The sequence below is a fragment of the Methylophaga thalassica genome (assembly GCF_030159795.1).
Classification (GTDB): Bacteria; Pseudomonadota; Gammaproteobacteria; order Nitrosococcales; family Methylophagaceae; genus Methylophaga; species Methylophaga thalassica.
Genome location: NZ_BSND01000007.1, coordinates 1 through 746, shown reverse-complemented (window position 1 = coordinate 746; position 746 = coordinate 1). Strand labels below are relative to the sequence as shown.

Sequence of the window (746 nt, the reverse complement as noted above, 5' to 3'; positions counted from 1 at the left end):
GGTCCCAAGGGTATGGCTGTTCGCCATTTAAAGTGGTACGCGAGCTGGGTTTAGAACGTCGTGAGACAGTTCGGTCCCTATCTGCCGTGGGCGTTTGAGAATTGAGAGGAGCTGCTCCTAGTACGAGAGGACCGGAGTGGACGTACCCCTGGTGTTCGGGTTGTTGTGCCAACAGCATTGCCCGGTAGCTATGTACGGACGGGATAACCGCTGAAAGCATCTAAGCGGGAAGCCCCCCTCAAGATAAGTTCTCACTGGGATTTAATCCCCTGAAGGGCCGTGGAAGACTACCACGTTGATAGGCTGGGTGTGGAAGTGCAGTAATGTATGGAGCTAACCAGTACTAATTGCCCGTGAGGCTTGACCATATAACCCCAAGGGAACTTGGGGGTGTTGCGAAACACTTTACAACAAAAACTTGTTACCGATTTCCGAGAGTCAGTATTGAACTGACTATGCCAGTTATGCCTGGCGGCCATAGCGAGTTGGCACCACCTGATCCCATCCCGAACTCAGAAGTGAAACGACTTAGCGCCGATGATAGTGTGGGAGTTCCCATGTGAAAGTAGGTCACTGCCAGGCTTTAATTAATAGAAAAGGCCAATCTCGAGAGAGGTTGGCCTTTTTTATTATCTGAAGTTTAGACCATGACCTACTTGAACGCCGTGACAAAAACGCCGGGAGCGTTTTTGAATGACGGATGGGCTTTTTTTATGTCTCCCTGTTTTATATTAACCTGCCTGTGC

2 rRNA genes are annotated in these 746 nt (G+C 49.9%); both read left to right on the top strand.

The features are described 5' to 3' along the window. Positions 1-368: ribosomal RNA gene (locus QQL60_RS12295) — 23S ribosomal RNA — on the top strand; the annotation flags it as partial. A 99-nt stretch (positions 369-467) separates the two neighbouring features. Next, positions 468-582, top strand: a 5S ribosomal RNA gene (rrf, locus tag QQL60_RS12290). Positions 583-746 lie beyond the last annotated feature (164 nt).